Here is a 13916-nt window from a genome sequence, read left to right on the forward strand (position 1 = left end):
TAAAAGTTATTAATTTAATAATAACTAAGTATTAGACGTTATGAAAGTGTGGGCGTATCATAAAGAACAAGGAGCTGGCATTATGACATCAAAAATCATGTGGGGCATGCTTATCGGTAGCATGGTCACATTCGCAAATTTATATGGTCCACAAACATTTATTCAGCATTTTACAAACGATTTTCACTTAACATCATCACAGGCAAGTTTGGCGTTGTCGATTTCAACGTTTACGCTCGCCTTTAGTATGTTAATTATGGCTGCTATCTCGAATTCTATCGGCCGCAAAAATATTATGGTCTTTTCATTAATTAGTTCGTCACTACTTTATCTCGTCGTTGGCTTCGCGCCCAATTTCGAAACTTTACTCGGGATTCGCGCCTTGCAAGGCATCGCACTCAGTGGCTTTCCGGCCATCGCCGTTACGTATTTAGCAGAAGAGCTTGCGGCAAAAGAGTTTCCAAAAGTACTTGGCATTTACATTACCGGCAGTGGCTTCGGTGGTTTTTTTGGACGTATTGTTTCTAGTACGATGCTCGATTTAACAAACTGGCATATCGCCATTTGGACACTCGGCGCCCTAACAACGCTCTTATCCATCGTCTTTATGCTTTTAATTGCACCTTCTAAAAACTTTCATAAGACGCGCTTTTCATTCCACAACTGGGGACACGGCTTACTTGAAGCATGTAAAGATGCGAAACTACTGTACTTTTACGGCCTAGGCTTTTTAGCACTTGGTGTATATGTCGCAGTCTTTAACTTCGTCGGCTTCCCGTTAATGGCACATTACGGCCTCAGCCAAACGATTGTTGGCTTCGTCTTTGTCTTTCAGCTACTTGGCTCGATTGGTTCGATGACGGTAGGTCGTTTAAGCAGTCGTTTCACACGTGGGCAAATGCTGCGCGTCAGCCTTGTCGTGACCGCGGTTGGTCTCGCCCTTACGATGATGCCCTCACTCATTAGTATGCTAGCTGGGTTATTCATTATTTCATGTGGTTTCTTCGCGTGGCATAATCTTGTCAGCGGCTGGGTTTCAAGCTCTGCAGCACCTGATGTAAAAGCCTATGCATCTTCCCTTTATTTATTGTTTTACTATATCGGCTCAAGTGTCATCGGTACATTAGGTGGTCATTTTTACGACCTATACGACTGGAACGGCGCCGCCTTATTACTTATCGGCTGTACCGCACTTGCCTTCGTATTCGTCGTACTTATAAAATTACGCATTAAGCATACAGCTGTAGCATAAAAAACTCAGACAACATAAAAAGAAAAAGACACGTTCAAGGATTAAAATCTGCTGAAAAATCGTGTCTTTTTCTTTGTCTCACTCACATGGGTCAGTTCCCATGTATTTGCTTTTTTAACGAATACTAAATTCTACACTAGTGCGGTAAGGTCCTATCATTTTTACAAGGCGATACATCCCCGCCGGTAGCGCACCATATGTATGCGCCCAGTCGATGTCTTCGGTAGTATGGCCATGTGCAGGTAATGTAATGGCAAGTAAGATAACCGCAAATGGCCCGGCATCAATCGTGTACCATGTATTCTTTTTAAACACATCAATTTCATAGCCGACGCCATATACAAGCTCTTCGCTTGTATGATTCATTATTGCTAGTTGGAGTGAATGCGCTGTGACAGAATTTTCTACAAGCTGTAGTGACACCTGCGTTTGCTCGAGTAGTTGCTGCGGCGCTACTTTTAGATTCATATGATTCATTGTCCTTCCTACTTAAACAGATGAAAGGGGCATGCTCAGTAGAAAAAATCTTTTTCATGCAAACACACCCCTTTATTTTTATTATAAACAAAAAAATCCCACGCGAATGATCGCGTGGGATTTTTTCAAGCATCGATTGAATAAATCGGCTTAGTATGTTTTCATGTATTGCTCGCGTTCCCATGGGTGTACATTCGTACGGAACATATCGAACTCGATTTCTTTTGCTTCTTTGAAGTTGGCATAAATATGTGAGCCAAGTGCATCTTGGACTACTTTATCTGCTGCTAATTCTTTTAGCGCATCATTTAAGCTTTCTGGTAAGTTGCCAATACCTGCTTCAGCGCGTTCCTCAGCATCCATTACATAGATGTTACGGTCTACTGCTGCTGGTGGTGTTAAATTTTGTTCAATACCGTTAAGACCTGCTTCAAGAATTACGGCCATTGCTAAGTATGGGTTCGCCGTTGGGTCAACTGAGCGTACTTCGATACGAGTTGATAAACCACGTGAAGCTGGTACACGAATTAATGGTGAACGGTTTTGACCAGACCAAGCGATGTAACAAGGTGCTTCGTAGCCAGGAACTAAACGTTTATATGAGTTTACCGTTGGGTTTGTGATTGCTGTGAACCCTTTAACGTGTTTTAATACGCCCGCCATGAATTGCATAGCAGTTTCAGACAATTTCATCTCTGCATTTTCATCGAAGAATGCATTTTCTTTCCCGTTAAATAGTGACACGTTCATGTGCATACCAGAACCGTTGACACCAAATAATGGTTTTGCCATGAATGTGGCATGTAAACCGTGTTTACGTGCAATTGTTTTAACTACTAATTTGAATGTTTGGATGTTATCACAAGCTGTGATGGCATCTGCATATTTAAAGTCGATTTCGTGTTGTCCAGGAGCCACTTCATGGTGAGATGCTTCAATTTCAAAACCCATTTCTTCTAGCTCAAGAACGATATCACGACGACAGTTTTCACCAAGGTCCGTTGGTGCTAAGTCAAAGTAAGCACCGTGGTCATTTAATTCTAAAGTAGGTTCGCCTTTTTCATCTAGTTTGAATAAGAAGAATTCTGGTTCAGGTCCTAAGTTAAATGATGAGAAGCCCATTTTTTCCATACGAGCTAGGATGCGGCGTAAGTTGTTACGTGGATCCCCTTCAAATGGTGTAAGATCTGCTTTGTATACGTCACAGATAAAGCGACATACAGTCCCTTTCCCAGTTGTCCATGGGAATACGATAAATGTATCAAGGTCTGGATATAAGTACATGTCTGATTCTTCGATACGTACGAAACCTTCGATTGAAGAACCATCGAACATCATTTTATTGTCTAATGCTTTTTCTAATTGAGATACAGGAATCTCAACGTTTTTAATTGTACCTAGAATATCTGTGAATTGAAGACGGATGAATTTTACTTCTTTTTCTTCAACCAATTTACGAATATCATCTTTTGTATACTTACCCATTGAAAATCAGCTCCTAATTAATTGTTTTACGTATTATTTACAAACTCATTTTTTTAACGTCTAAAAAAACGAGATAAATCACCTTGTCTGAGCGAAGTGCGTTGCATGGTCTGAGCCTGCTGCATTTCCTCACGAAGTATGCGGCGTAAGTCCGCGTCTGTGATGTCTTTTTTATGTTGGTTCGTTACTACAGGTTCGTTCTTTAATGCAAAAACTTTTTTAATCCCTGCCATATTGATGCCTTGGTCAAGTAAATCTTTAATCTCTAATAAGGCATCTACATCATTGAGTGAAAACATGCGGCGATTGCCTTCTGTTCTCGCAGGCTCGATTAACTCATGCTCTTCATAATAACGAATTTGCCGTGCGGTTAAATCCGTTAACTGCATCACTATACTAATAGGTAGTAGTGGCATCGAGCGTCTTATCTCACGACTCATCTCGCTCACCTCGCCTTTCACAAGTCCTATACTAAACCATGTTAGATTTCATGTCAATTCCATGTTAGGAAAATTAACATATCATTTTTCGAACAATTCAATCGAATCAGAATATAAGAAAATAAGCGAGCACATCTCCGCATAACTGAGGACGTGCTCGCTTATTATTAGTGCATTTGCTGAACAGCGCTTAAGATGGCTGTTTTCACATGCTCGTATGTTAAACCACCTTGCATATAGACCGTGTACGGAGGACGAATCGGACCATCCGCAGAAAATTCGATACTTGCGCCTTGCACAAATGTACCCGCTGCCATAATGACTTCATCTGTATAACCTGGTAGAAGCGATGGCTCCGGTGCAAACTGTGCATTAACAGGCGAATTTTGTTGGACAGCTTGGCAGAACTGAATCATTTGTTGTGCATTATTAAAAGATACAGACTGAATTAAATCCGTACGCTTCGCATCAAAGCGTGGTTCTGGTGTCATACCGACATGTTCTAAAATCGCTGCTGAGAATACCGCGCCTTTTAACGCTTGTGATACAACATGTGGTGATAGGAAGAAACCTTGATACATATCCGTTAATGTATTTAATGACGGACCCGCTTCTGCACCAATGCCTGGCGTCGTCATACGGTACGCGCATTTCTCAACTAAATCCGCGCGCCCTGCAATATAGCCGCCCACTTTTGCTAAGCCACCACCTGGATTTTTAATTAACGAACCGGCCATTAAATCCGCACCTAATTCTGTTGGCTCTTTGTAGTCAACAAATTCGCCATAGCAGTTATCAACGAAAATAATGACATCTTCTTTCATTGCACGTACTTGTTGAATCATTTCTGCGACTTCATCAATCGTAAATGAAGGACGTGTTGCATAACCTTTTGAACGCTGAATGGCCACCACTTTTGTTTTTTCTGAAATCGCTGCTCTTACCGCATCAAAATCCACTTTATTTGCTGCATTTAAATCGATATGCTGATAATCAATACCCCAGTCTTTTAGCGAGCCGGTATCTTTGTCGCCACCATCAACGATTGATTGTAATGTATCATACGGTTGCCCTGTAATATACATTAATTCATCACCAGGACGTAATACGCCAAATAATGATAACGTAATCGCATGTGTGCCCGAGATAATTTGTTGACGTACAAGTGCTGACTCTGCACCAAAAACATCCGCATAAACACGTTCTAAATTGTCACGGCCCTCGTCATCATAGCCATAGCCTGTCGTACCATTAAAATGATTTTCACTTACTTGATTGTTACGAAATGCTGCGAGTACCTTTTGTTGGTTATAAAAAGCAATCTCTTCGATACGCTCAAATTGTGCTGTTATTTTTTGTTCGATTTCTTTTCCTAATTGCTGCGTTTGTGCAGTTAATGTTGATTGGAATGCCATCTAATTCCACTCCTTATTTAAAGTTCTCTTCAATCTTAACAATAAATAACGAATCGTCAAACAAACTTAGTGAAAAACAGACAAGTTTTTGTTACAATTCATTGGATTAAATGAAAGGAGTTGGTCACGCTGGCTTGGGAAGTTTTAAGTATTTTTGGCACAATTGCCTTTGCCATTTCAGGCGCAATTGTTGCAATGGAGGAAGAGTACGATATTTTTGGCGTTTACCTCCTTGGCGTCGTTACCGCTTTTGGTGGCGGTGCCATTCGTAATCTCCTTATCGGTGTCCCTGTATCCGCACTTTGGGAGCAGGAAATGTTTTTTCAAATCGCCCTTGTATCGATTACGATCATGTTTTTATTCCCGCAGCGCCTATTACGTCATTGGCCACTCTGGGGAAACTTTTTTGACGCCATTGGTTTAGCGGCTTTTGCCATCCAAGGCGCTTTATTTGCTGTAAAATTAAATTTACCACTTAGTGCTGCCATCGTTGCCGCTGTGTTAACGGGTGCTGGTGGCGGGATTGTGCGCGACCTATTAGCGAGCCGCAAGCCCACTGTTTTACGGGATGAAGTATACGCCGCCTGGGCGATTTTAATTGGTCTTATTATCGGCTTAAAGCTTGTCACCGGTGATATTGGCCTTTATGTATTATTTGTCGTCATGACGGCTTTGCGTATTATTTCTTATATACGTCGCTGGCGTCTACCCTTTAAAAAATTACGCAATCCTTAATAGAGTAAAAACAGCTATCTCGCTTCGAGATGGCTGTTTTTTTATTTCCTAAAAAAAGGATTAACTGTTTAAACAGTATGCTTTTGGCAATGCTACTAAATAAGGAGGGATGTGATGTATGGAAATTTCGAATGCCTATTCGCATTATTTTTTGCCCATCTCACTTCATAATGTCGATGCGACAGCAATTCAAAATCAACTCATCGAACAGCATTTTTTACTATATGAAAAAGAGACTGCTTCCCTTGTACGCTATGGTGATGAAATAGAAGATAATTTTGAAACACTTAAGCATTATTTTATGCCCTATGTAAGTGAAAAGATTTTTTCTTGCACTCCTGAAAATGGCTTTCAACGTTTTTCAAAAAATAGTCACCTGCATGGTACATTAAATGATTTGCAGCTGTCTTTTTCTATTCCAAGTATCGATGTAATCATATGTCCATTTGCGGTTGCTTTTCTCGTTATTCATGTCTCGTATGGCGAGGCTTCAAAAGAAGATTTAGCAAAAGCATTTAGACAGTTTAAAGAATTTAAAATTAAGCGTTCTTTTACCATAGAAGAAAAACGCTATACCTCATTTGAACAATTTTTAAAGAAAGAGCTTTTTGCACATCTTCCGTATCTCGCAAAAAATGGTGTCTTTCAACGTTTCGAACGTTTTCAAGATGGCGTATTACTAGCAAATCATTTTATTGCGACCTCTGTGGAAGCGACGAATGAAACACTCTTTCAACTAAACGGCGGTCCAGGTGCCTTTTCACTAAATGAACAACTTGCTCCTTACGTTTCTCCTAGCTATATCAATCGCTATATTGAAGAAGGAGAACTTATTCGTCATAGCCCGACAATACGTTATATACAGGCGGAAGAAAGTGGTGTTTTTTGGACTTCACTCTCTCCTAAATCGACACCATATGCGTCTTTACGGCGGTATTTTAATGGCCCATTATTTTATCAAGTAGTGATTCATTATTTCCAAAAGATTGTCTTATTATCTTTTTCAAATGCTTATGCGAAAATCGATTGGAAAAAAGATGCCGCTTTTATTCGTTCACTTATGAAAAAGATGACTCTTTTTGAAGCGCAATATGATTTCCGTGATATATCTGCTTTAAGTGAAGAAAAAAATGTAACTTTATTATTACGACAAGCGCTTGATTTACAACGGATTTATGATGAAGCCTTTCATTCCTTGCAACATCTTTACTCGACACAAGAAAATTTGTCTGATATCAAGCAAAATAATTTGCTCTTTTTCTTAACAATGTCCACCGTAATATCCGGAGCATTTGGCATGAATTTAGTCATTGATGAATTAAAAGATGGCGTAACACTTTCTAAACTCGCCGCACTTACGTTTACAGAAGTATTTGTTTTAATTGTGACACTCATTAGCGTCGTAGTAGCAGTATTTTTCAGTCTATATACCGTTAGCCAACTTATGTATCAAACATATCAAAAGAAACAACGTCAAAAAAATAATGATTAAAGGAGTATTTATATGACAAACAAAGATTATATGAAGCAAGCACCTGCACAAACACAATCACGTCAACCAGGAATGGAACAACAAATGCATCCTGAACCAGTACAGCCTTTTGATTATCAAGGTGCGCAGAAACTAAAAGATAAAGTCGCCATTATTACGGGTGGTGATTCCGGTATTGGCCGCGCTGTTGCAATGGCATTCGCATGTGAAGGCGCCGATATTACGCTAAATTATTTACCAGAAGAACAGCAAGAGGCAGAAAAGGTAGCCGCTTTTGCAAAAGAACAAGGGCGTGACGTCTTATTACTTCCTGCTGATTTAACCGAACCACAGCAATGCAAACAACTCGTGGAGAAAACCATTGCTCATTTTGGTCAATTAAATATTGTTGTCAATAACGCAGGGATTCAATTTCCTGTAGAAGAATTTACAGATATTACGAATGATCAATGGAAACGTACATTTGAGACAAATGTAGATCCAATGTTTTATTTAACTAAAGCTGCTGTTCCTCATCTACAAGAAGGGGACACGATTATTTCAACAACGTCTATTAATGCCTATAAAGGCCACGCGATTTTAATTGATTATACCGCTACGAAAGGCGCGATTGTCGGCTTTACTCGTAGCTTAGCACAAAGTCTCGCACCAAAAGGCATTCGCGTGAACATGGTCGCACCTGGCCCTATTTGGACACCACTTATTCCAGCAACTTTCGATGAACAGCAAGTAAAAGAATTTGGTCAAGATGCGCCGCTCGGTCGTCCTGGACAACCCGAAGAACTTGTAGGAGCCTATGTTTTACTTGCATCTTCTGAAGGAAGTTATATGACGGGGCAATGCATTCACGTAAATGGTGGCGCGATTATGCACTCATAGCTTTAAATATGAACACAGCCGTCCGTTGTTGTTCTTAAATAAAATCGTCAATCTCCATTCAATGAGGGCGTTATCAGCGGGCCTGCTCCTGATAACGCTTTTTTTAATTTGTTAAACAAGTTCATTTTTTCCCTATTAAAAAACACTTCCAATGGCTTTCGCCTTGAAAGTGTTTTTAAGTAGGTCTTAGGTTTTTAGTTAGGTGCAACATCCACCTCTTTTTAGTTAAAAGCGACTTTTGGCTTCGCCTTTATTTAAACCATTTTGAAAGCTTGCCTCTGTTTTTTCCGTTACTTCCTCTAATGTATGACCATCTAATAATTCAATTAACACCATACCCTCCGGTGTAAAATCAAATACCGCTAAATCGGTAATTAAACGGCTAATGACCTGCTGCCCTGTTAGTGGCAAGGTACATGTCTTTTTCACTTTCGATTCCCCATGCTTATTCACATGCTCCATAATAACGATGACACGCTTTGCACCAACGACTAAATCCATTGCACCGCCCATGCCTTTGACCATCTTGCCAGGAATCATCCAGTTCGCTAGGTCTCCTCGCTCTGACACTTCCATACCACCAAGAATCGCTAAATCGATATGACCACCGCGAATCATTGAGAATGACGTCGCACTGTCAAAATACGACGCCCCTTTTGCCGCGGTAATCGTTTCTTTACCAGCATTGATTAAATCCGCATCCTCTGTGCCTTCTACTGGGTACGGTCCAATACCAAGCATACCGTTTTCAGACTGTAATAATACGTCGACACCTTCAGGGAGTGCATCCGCCACAAGCGTTGGCATGCCGATTCCTAAGTTAATATTCATCCCATCCTGAACCTCTTTTACTGCGCGCTGTACAATGACTTCACGAGCTGCCATTACGCTTCGCCTCCTTTTGAACGTACCGTACGTTTTTCGATGCGTTTTTCATAGTCTGTCCCCTTAAGCACATGCTGCACAAAAACAGCTGGTGTATGGATAGCATCTGGTGCTAATGTGCCGAGTTCAACAATTTCCTCAACTTCTGCAATCGTTACTTTTCCAGCCATCGCACATAACGGATTAAAGTTTTGTGCCGTATGACGATAGACGATATTGCCATAGCGGTCTGCTTGATAGCCTTTGACAAACGCGAAGTCCGCGATAATGCCTTGCTCTAATAAATAATCCGTGCCATCAAAATTACGCACTTCCTTCCCTTCTGCAATTGGTGTCCCCGCTCCTGCCGCTGTATAAAACGCTGGAATTCCTGATCCACCTGCACGTAGACGCTCCGCTAATGTTCCTTGTGGTGTGAGCTCTACCTCGATTTCACCATTTAAAAACTGCTGTTCAAACGTTTTATTTTCACCGACATACGATGCGACGATTTTTTTGATCTGCTTTTCTTTTAATAGCAAGCCAAGTCCCCAATCATCGACACCACAGTTATTACTATAAATCGTTAAATCTTTCGTACCCTGTTTCACAAGCGCTAAAATTAATTTTTCAGGAATCCCACTTAATCCAAACCCACCAACAGCAATTGATGCACCATCTGGAATTTGCTTGACGATTTCTTCAAAAGATTGTTTTACTTTATCCATGCTCTTACTCCCCCTGTTCAATGTGTAGCTTTTTTAGCTTTTGATACAATGTCGTGCGATGAATGCCTAACGCTTCTGCGGCTCTCACCTTATTGCCACCATGCTCTTTTAGTACTTGAATAATTAAATCACGCTCATGCGTATGTAGCGTGTCTTTCATATGAGAAGATTGCTGTAGTAAATTATTTTGATGCATTTGATCATAAACATTATAAATTTTCGTAATTTCCTCAAACATTAAAAAGCCAATAGCACCGATTGTGACGCCTTTTTGAATAAGCGGTAGTCGGTGGACTCGCATCTCCTGACCATTGATGAGTTGCTGCTGGTTACGCTCTGCGATGCCCGTTTTTACAACGACATGCATTTGCGTATTTTCAATAATTTCCGTCACATGACGCCCAATGGCATTGGCATGCGGCACACCGGTAAAACGGCTATAGGCATCATTAAATTCGACGATTACCCCGTTGCTGTCTACAACGACGATGCCCTCATAAGCATGCTGCAGCGTCATTGCAAAGGCACGCTTCTCTAACCCATAGCGCTCCATAAAGTCCTTCATTAAGACGTGCATGACGTCCTTTGTTAAAAGACCAATTTGCTGATGCTGATGATTTTCAACAACGACTGGAAAGGCTTGCTCCAATGATACTTTCTCAATCCCTATCGTCTGAACCGGCTGCATAATATCTGACACTAAGCGCTCTAGTTCATCGATATGCGCTAGTATTTGCTCACTTTCTAAAATTCCGACGACGCGACCTCGTTCTACAATGACGACAACGTGAACTTTTTGACTTGAAAAATAACGTGCCGCCTGGCGTAGCGTTGTCGTATGAGCAAGCTGATACGACAGCGGCTGCATATAACTCGCCCATTGTATGTCCATAAACGTCCTCCTACTGTGCCGTATAGCCACCATCAATAATAATTGCTTGCCCCGTCATCCCTTTCGCACTATCGGATGCTAAGAAGAACGCCGTATCCGCAATCTCACTTAAATCAATTAATCGTTTTTGTGGAATAAGTGGATATAATACATCCTCTAGCACCGCTTCACGGCTAATGCCACGCGTTTTTGCTAGATCATCAAATTGATTACGCACAAGCTCTGTATCCGCATAGCCTGGACAAATTGCATTGACTGTAATGCCATGCGCTGCCGTTTCAAGTGCCGCCACCTTCGTGAAGCCAATGACACCGTGCTTCGCCGAATTGTATGCCGCCTTACCCGCAAAGCCAATCACGCCATTGATCGACGACATATTCAAAATGCGACCAGACTGCTGTTTTTTCATATGTGGTAAAACATGCTTTGTCATAACAAATGGTGCCACAAGCATGACATCAATTAGCAATTGAAACTTCTCTGTCGGAAATTCTTCAATCATCGCTACATGTTGTAAACCAGCATTATTAATGAGCACATCAATGCGCCCAAACTCAGACATTACTTGCGCGACCATATCTTTAATTTTTTCTTCATTCGTGACATCACACACAATACCAATTGCGCGCTCACCTAATTTTTTTGCTGCCTCAGCTACTTCTTCGTGTAAATCCACTAACACAACTTTATCTCCCGCTGTGTAAAACTTTTGTGCTAGCTCATAGCCAATCCCCTGAGCGCCACCTGTAATAATTACAACGCGTTCTGTCATCTTATGCATCTCCCTTGTCATTTCGATCCTCTAGTAAAAAGCGCATTAACAATTTTTCACGCTTCGTTGCCACATCATTCATTTCCGCTTCGTTCCATTCATAGTACCCTCGACCACTACGCACACCGACATGCCCGTATGAAACGAGCTCATTTAAACCAGCACCTGCTGCTTTAAGCGTCGATAAATCATCAAATAAATAATCTGAAATATCTTTGAAAATATCTAAGCCACCAAAATCTGCACTCATTAAAGGCCCGGTAATCGGTAAGCGGCGACCGATACTATACGTAACAGCCGCATCAATATCCTCTTTTGTCGCAACACCTGCATCATACAATGCCTGCGCTTCGCGGAATAAGGCGAACTGTAGACGGTTGCCAATAAAACCTGGCACCTCTTGACGTACAACAATCGCTTTTTTATCAATTCCTTCAATCCATTCCTTCGTACGTAAGACTGTCGCCTCGACTGTTTCTGCTCCTGGCACAATTTCCACAAGTGGAATTAAATGTGCTGGATTCCAAAAGTGTGTCACGATAAAGCGTTCTGGATGCTGACTACCAAGCGCTAAATCACTTGGCTTTAGACCAGACGTATTGCTCGCAATAATGACATCTGACGACACAAGCGACTCGATTTTTTGATAGAGCTCATGCTTCATCGTTAATTTTTCTGGAATGGCTTCAATGATAAAGGTTGTATCCGCCAGTGCCTGCTCTAAATCATCGTGATACGAAATTAATGGTGTAATGTCTGATGTTGCTTGAAGTAAGCCCTCCTCGACCATGCGCTCAGCCTTCTCTACAATACCCTGCTGTGCACGCGTTAGCTCCTCTGCTGAAATACCGTATAATACGACTGGCTGTTTCGCCCAAGCTATCGCTAGCGCAATCGAATGCCCCATTGTGCCTGTCCCAATGACTGTTACGTGTTCTGTCATGTAAATTCCTCCTAAATACCAAGTCCAAGTGAGAATAAAATAATCGCTAAAATAAGACCGATAATCGGTACAATGACTGTCACCGCAGCCATTGCTGGATACGCATCTTTATATTCCTCGTTTGCAATCGAGCGAATCGTCGTTACGACGTAGCCGCCTTGCGGTAATGTATCAAGCGAACCAGATGAAATCGCAATCGTTCGGTGAAGTGCATCCGCATTGACACCCATATCTAAATAATGTGGTGCAAGCAGTGGTAGCGCTATCGTTTGACCACCTGAAGAGGAGCCTGTTAGACCAGCAATCACTGCGACCGCAATGGCACCACCAATTAATGGACTACCTGGAATATTTGTCATTAGATCAACTGCTGACTGGAATGAATCCGTCACCTTTACAACGCCGCCAAATCCAACTACTGCGGCCGTATTCGCAATCGCAATAATGGCCCCCATTGTTCCTTCTGATAGTGCGTTACTAATATTTTGGAAATACTTACGATTAATTAAATACGTCGCAACAATGCCACTCGTTAATGCAATAATTAATGCCGATGTGCCTAATTTATCATGGAACACAAACGATAAAATCAATACAATCGCAAGTGGAATCATGCTCATTAATGGATTCGGTAGCGCGCGTGAGGCATCATTAACGGGGTCACTAGCTCGTCCAACAAAGCCTTCACCCTTCGCAACCGCTTTCAAAACTAAATGCTTAATCCAAATGTAACCACCAACTGCCATAAAGATTGCAACAATAATGCTGACCTCCCAGCCTGCATATGGTGATGTGCCTAAATATTCAATCGGAATCCAGTTTTGAATTTCCGGTGAACCCGCTGACGTCATCGTAAATGTAACCGACCCTAGCGCAATAACCCCCGGGATGAATCGACGTGGATAATTGGCTTGACGGAATAAACTAACCGCCATCGGATACACTGAGAAAGCAACGACGAATAAGCTGACGCCGCCATACGTTAAAATCGCACAGGCTGCGACAATAGCTAAAATGGCTTTTTTAACGCCTAGCTTCTCAACAACCCATTTCGCTACTGCATCTGCAGCACCACTATCTTCCATCACCTTACCGAAAATAGCTCCTGCTAAGAACATTAAGTACCATGAACCTACAAATCCGGTAAATCCACTCATATAATTACTAACAAAGTTTGGATCTCCATCTTTTACTAACTGTGGAAAGAGAGGAATGCCATTTAATAACGCCACAAATAATGCCGTTAATGGCGCAGAAATTAATAAATTCACACCGCGCACTGTTAAATAAATAAGAAGTAACAGCCCGCCTACCATACCAATCATGCCAATCATCGATACACCTGCTTCCTTTAATAAACTATTTTTTAAAAAATTTACATTCAGTGAAGCAACAATCCTGTTCAATAAAGTGTTGCCCTCTGTCTTTATTTGTATACAGCGATTGTAGTGTATCAACTATAAAAAAACAATATATTCTCGAAAAAACATCTTTTTTTAAAAATAAACATCAAATTTGTATATTTTATCATACAAATGTGTA

Annotated in this window: 14 protein-coding genes; 4 read left to right on the forward strand and 10 right to left on the reverse strand. The window is 41.2% G+C overall.

Annotation, left to right across the window (positions count from 1 at the left end):
- Nucleotides 1–82: 82 nt before the first annotated feature.
- Nucleotides 83–1252, forward strand: a complete 1170-nt coding sequence (locus QI30_RS09965) for an MFS transporter (protein WP_158621025.1) — start codon at nt 83–85, stop codon at nt 1250–1252.
- 114 nt (nt 1253–1366) lie between these two features.
- Here the strand turns inward: QI30_RS09965 and QI30_RS09970 are convergent, their stop codons facing one another.
- The 4 genes from QI30_RS09970 to QI30_RS09985 all read right to left on the reverse strand — a co-directional run bounded on the left by QI30_RS09970 (nt 1367) and on the right by QI30_RS09985 (nt 5069).
- Nucleotides 1367–1729 carry an immunoglobulin-like domain-containing protein gene (locus tag QI30_RS09970; RefSeq protein WP_126990706.1) on the reverse strand — a complete coding sequence of 121 codons (363 nt, stop codon included), beginning with the start codon at nt 1727–1729 and terminating at the stop codon, nt 1367–1369.
- Nucleotides 1730–1879: 150 nt separating this feature from the next.
- Nucleotides 1880–3214, reverse strand: a complete 1335-nt coding sequence (gene glnA / locus QI30_RS09975; protein ID WP_126990707.1) for a type I glutamate--ammonia ligase — start codon at nt 3212–3214, stop codon at nt 1880–1882.
- Nucleotides 3215–3267: 53 nt separating this feature from the next.
- The gene (locus QI30_RS09980; protein WP_044527207.1) at nt 3268–3654 is read right to left on the reverse strand and encodes a MerR family transcriptional regulator; all 387 of its coding nucleotides are present in this window, start codon (nt 3652–3654) and stop codon (nt 3268–3270) included.
- A 167-nt stretch (nt 3655–3821) separates the two neighbouring features.
- Nucleotides 3822–5069: an aminotransferase class I/II-fold pyridoxal phosphate-dependent enzyme gene (locus QI30_RS09985; RefSeq protein ID WP_020189542.1), complete on the reverse strand. Its 1248-nt coding sequence runs from the start codon at nt 5067–5069 to the stop codon at nt 3822–3824.
- A 129-nt stretch (nt 5070–5198) separates the two neighbouring features.
- Between QI30_RS09985 and QI30_RS09990 the strand changes: the two genes are divergently transcribed.
- The 3 genes from QI30_RS09990 to QI30_RS10000 all read left to right on the forward strand — a co-directional run bounded on the left by QI30_RS09990 (nt 5199) and on the right by QI30_RS10000 (nt 8175).
- Complete coding sequence (locus QI30_RS09990; RefSeq protein ID WP_126991030.1) at nt 5199–5804, forward strand: trimeric intracellular cation channel family protein; 606 nt, start codon at nt 5199–5201, stop codon at nt 5802–5804.
- Between the two features lie 118 nt (nt 5805–5922).
- Nucleotides 5923–7296: a hypothetical protein gene (locus QI30_RS09995; protein ID WP_126990708.1), complete on the forward strand. Its 1374-nt coding sequence runs from the start codon at nt 5923–5925 to the stop codon at nt 7294–7296.
- Nucleotides 7297–7308: 12 nt separating this feature from the next.
- Nucleotides 7309–8175, forward strand: a complete 867-nt coding sequence (locus tag QI30_RS10000) for an SDR family oxidoreductase (protein ID WP_126990709.1) — start codon at nt 7309–7311, stop codon at nt 8173–8175.
- Between the two features lie 225 nt (nt 8176–8400).
- Here QI30_RS10000 and QI30_RS10005 read toward each other — a convergent pair whose 3' ends face one another.
- From QI30_RS10005 to QI30_RS10030, 6 genes are read right to left on the reverse strand one after another with little or no spacing between them, the layout of a single operon-like run.
- Nucleotides 8401–9060 (reverse strand): 3-oxoacid CoA-transferase subunit B, encoded by a 660-nt coding sequence (locus QI30_RS10005; RefSeq protein ID WP_020189538.1) that lies wholly within the window; start codon nt 9058–9060, stop codon nt 8401–8403.
- Nucleotides 9060–9767: a CoA transferase subunit A gene (locus QI30_RS10010; protein ID WP_020189537.1), complete on the reverse strand. Its 708-nt coding sequence runs from the start codon at nt 9765–9767 to the stop codon at nt 9060–9062. Before QI30_RS10010 ends, QI30_RS10005 begins: the two co-directional genes overlap by 1 nt.
- A gap of 4 nt (nt 9768–9771) precedes the next feature.
- On the reverse strand, nt 9772–10659 hold the full coding sequence (locus tag QI30_RS10015; protein ID WP_158621026.1) for a helix-turn-helix domain-containing protein: 888 nt from the start codon (nt 10657–10659) through the stop codon (nt 9772–9774).
- A gap of 10 nt (nt 10660–10669) precedes the next feature.
- On the reverse strand, nt 10670–11431 hold the full coding sequence (locus QI30_RS10020) for a 3-hydroxybutyrate dehydrogenase (RefSeq protein ID WP_126990711.1): 762 nt from the start codon (nt 11429–11431) through the stop codon (nt 10670–10672).
- Nucleotide 11432: 1 nt separating this feature from the next.
- A complete protein-coding gene (locus QI30_RS10025) occupies nt 11433–12374 on the reverse strand; it encodes a 3-hydroxyacyl-CoA dehydrogenase family protein (protein ID WP_126990712.1) in 942 nt (313 codons plus the stop codon).
- A gap of 11 nt (nt 12375–12385) precedes the next feature.
- A complete protein-coding gene (locus QI30_RS10030) occupies nt 12386–13708 on the reverse strand; it encodes a GntP family permease (protein ID WP_126991031.1) in 1323 nt (440 codons plus the stop codon).
- Nucleotides 13709–13916: the final 208 nt, after the last annotated feature.

The sequence above is a fragment of the Candidatus Kurthia intestinigallinarum genome (genome assembly GCF_003991225.1).
Taxonomy (GTDB): domain Bacteria; phylum Bacillota; class Bacilli; order Bacillales_A; family Planococcaceae; genus Kurthia; species Kurthia populi.